Origin of the sequence: Delftia sp. ZNC0008, from assembly GCF_000799035.1 — a bacterium.
Lineage (GTDB): Bacteria > Pseudomonadota > Gammaproteobacteria > Burkholderiales > Burkholderiaceae_C > Comamonas > Comamonas tsuruhatensis.
Genome location: NZ_JTKZ01000109.1, coordinates 1 through 3188 on the forward strand (window position 1 = coordinate 1; position 3188 = coordinate 3188).

2 protein-coding genes are annotated in these 3188 nt (G+C 71.3%); both read right to left on the minus strand.

All coding sequences use genetic code 11. The annotated features are described in order from the left end of the window. The coding region (locus L995_RS04030; RefSeq protein ID WP_047469370.1) for a condensation domain-containing protein at positions 1-2043 on the minus strand (2043 nt) is incomplete at its 3' end. Continuing rightward, the coding region (locus L995_RS04035; protein ID WP_047469373.1) for a non-ribosomal peptide synthetase at positions 2043-3188 on the minus strand (1146 nt) is incomplete at its 5' end. The genes L995_RS04030 and L995_RS04035, both read right to left, overlap by 1 nt.

The window sequence follows — 3188 nt, forward strand, 5'->3', positions numbered from 1 at the left end:
GCTCAGTTGCGCGCCCTTGGGACGGCCCGTGGAGCCCGAGGTGTAGATCACATAGGCCAGGCTGTCGGCCGAGACTTCAACCTGCGGATCGCTATCGGGTTCGCCCGACAGGTCCAGCATGTCGATCTCCAGCACCTGCAGCGCAGCAGCGCCCGGGAGGCGCTCACGCACCGCAGCCTGCGTCAGCACCAGAGAGATCCCGCTGTCGGCCACCATGTGCGCCAGCCGGTCGGCAGGGTAATCCGGGTCCAGCGGCACATAGGCGCCACCGGCCTTGAGGATGGCCAGCAGGCCGACCACCATCTCCACCGAGCGCTGCATGGCAATGCCCACGCGCGTCTCCGGCCGCACGCCCAGGGCGATCAGGCGGTGGGCCAGGCGGTTGGCCCGGGCGTCGAGTTCGGCGTAGGTCAGTCGTGCGGACTCGCAGGTCAACGCCGCCGCATCCGGCCGCTGCTGCGCGCTTGCCGCAAAGCGCTGGTGCAGGCAGGCAGGCTGCGCGGGGTTGAGGGCAGGTCCATTGCGGGTACTGCGGCGCGCACTGCGGTCCAGAAGCTGCGCCTGCTCATCGCCGGGCAGCAGTTGCACCTGGTCCAGCGCGCACTGCGGCGCTTGCGCCAGCGCCTGCAGCAGCAGCGACAGATGTGCGCCCATGCGCTGCACCGTGGCCGGCTCGAAGCGCTCGCGCGCATAGGCAAAGCCCAGCTGCAGGCTGCCGTTGGCGCGGCGGCTGGCGTGCAGGGTCAGCTCGAACTGGGCGGCCAGGCCGGCCAGCTCCAGTTTCTGGATCTCCAGGCCCGCCAGGCCGGCCGCCTCTTCGTGCTGGTAGTTCAGCATCACCTGGAACAGCGAGCTGCCGTCCAGGCTGCGGCGCGGCTGCAGCGCCTCGACCAGTTGCTCGTAGGGCAGGTCCTGGTGGGCCAGGCCCAGGCGGACCCGCTCGGACAGCTGGGCCAGCAGCTCCTGCAGGCGCATGCGGGGATCGAGCCGGCCACGCATCACCAGCGTGTTGACGAAGAAGCCGACCAGCGGCTCGGCCTCGGGCTGGTTGCGGTTGGCCACGGGCACGCCCACGCGGATATCGGTCTCGGCGGTATAGCGGTGCAGCAGGGCCTGGAACCCGGCCAGCAGCGCCACGAAGAGGGAGGTGCCCTGCTCGCGGGCGCGCTGCTCCAGTCCGGCCACCAGGCTGGCGGGCAGATCCAGCCGGTGCCAGGCGGCATGCCAGCGGGTCTCGGCGCCCGGCGCGCGGGCATGGTCGGCGGGCAGCTCCAGATGCAGGTCCTGACCACCGGCCAGCTCGGGCAGCCAGTAGTCCAGCAGGCGCTGCCTTTCCCCGGCCTCCAGCCAGTCGCGCTGCCAGGCGGCGTAGTCGGTGTAGGCAATGGGCAGCGGCGGCAGGCGGGTCGGGCGCTGCTGCACCAGTGCCGCGTACAGGCCGGCGAACTCCTCCAGCAGGATCTGCATGGAGCGGCCGTCGGAGATGATGTGGTGCATCACCACCACCAGCAGGTGCTGGCGGCTGTCCAGGCGGACGGCGGCCACGCGCAGCAGCGGGCCGCGCGTCAGGTCAAAGGGCGTGAGGCACAGGCGCTCGGCTTCGGCCAGGGCCCGTTCGCGCCGCTGTGCGGCAGGCAAGGGGGTCAGGTCGATCAGCGGCAGCTCCAGGGCCAGCTGCGGCACGATGCGCTGCCGCGCTAGGCCGTCGGGGCTTTCCTCGAACACCGTGCGCAGTCCGCCGTGGCGCTCCAGCAGCACGCCGAACGCCTGCCGCAAGGCCGCCAGATCCAGCTCGCCATGCATCCACGAGGCCTGGGCGATGTGGTAGGCCGAGCTTTGCGGGTCCAGCTTCCACAGGAACCACTGGCGCAGCTGCGCATGGGACAGGGCTTCGGTCTGGTCGGGCGATGGTGCGCGGACCGGGATGGGGAAGTGCGAGAGATCCAGTCCCTCGGCCCGGATCTTTTGCAATGCCAGCGTGCGCTGGGCAGGGCTCAGGCTTGCAAAGCGCTCGGCGATTTGGCGCAGGCGGCCACGGTCCATCAGATATCTCCCAGAGTTTCGAGAAAGGAATCCAGCGCATCGAGCGCCTGCGCATCCGCGCCTGTCGTGCCTGTTGCACCCGCAGCACCCGCAGCATCCGCGCCGCCATGGGCCGGCAGGCGCACCAGGCCCGCCATGTCCTGCAGCACCGGGGTGCGGAAAATGTCCTGGGCGGTCAGCCCCGCAGTGCCTGCCCCCTGCAGCCGCGCCAGCAGTTGCACCACCTTGAGCGAGTGCCCGCCGCGCTCGAAGAAGCTGTCGCGGCGGTCCACGCGGCCACCGCCCAGCAGCTCGGACCAGAGCCCGGCCAGCATTTCCTCGGCCTGCCCCGAAGGCGCCTCGTAGGACGGGCCGGCCGGTGCCTGCGCCGCAGGCAGCGCGGCACGGTCCACCTTGCCGCTGTTGTTCAGCGGCAGCGTGTCCAGCACCACGATGGCGGACGGCAGCATGTAGTCGGGCAGGCCGCTGGCCAGTCTTGCGCGCAGTGCCGCAGCGTCCAGGGGCGGACCTGCATGCAGCGGTGCATGCAGCGACGCATGTAGCGACCCATGTAGCGATACGTGCGCCACAAGGCGCGTATCACTGCCGGACCCCGCTGCCGTGACCACGGCCTCGCGCACCTCGGGCTGGGCCAGCAGCGCGGCCTCCACCTCGCCCAGCTCGATGCGGTGGCCGCGGATCTTGACCTGGTGGTCCAGCCGGCCCAGGTATTCGAGCGCGCCATCGGCATTGCGGCGCACCAGGTCGCCCGTGCGGTACAGGCGTTCGCCAGCCTCACCCGGACCCGCGAATGGGTCGGCCACAAAACGCTCTGCGCTCAGGCCCGGCCGCTGCCAGTAGCCGCGCGCCAGGCCCTGGCCGCCAATGAACAGCTCCCCGGCCACGCCTTGCGGCACGCAGCGCAGCCCTTCGTCAAGCACCAGCAGCCGGGTGGCCGCGATGGCCTGGCCCAGGGTGGCGGCATCGCCCTGCACCTGCTGCAGGCTGGACCAGATCGTGGTCTCGGTCGGGCCGTAGAGGTTCCAGAGGTCCACGCCCGCCGCGCGCAGCAGGGCGATCAGGTCCGGCGCAAGCGCCTCGCCGCCGCACAGCGCCTTCAGGGGCCGTGCCGCCTTCCAGCCACCGGCCAGCAGCAGGCGACGCGG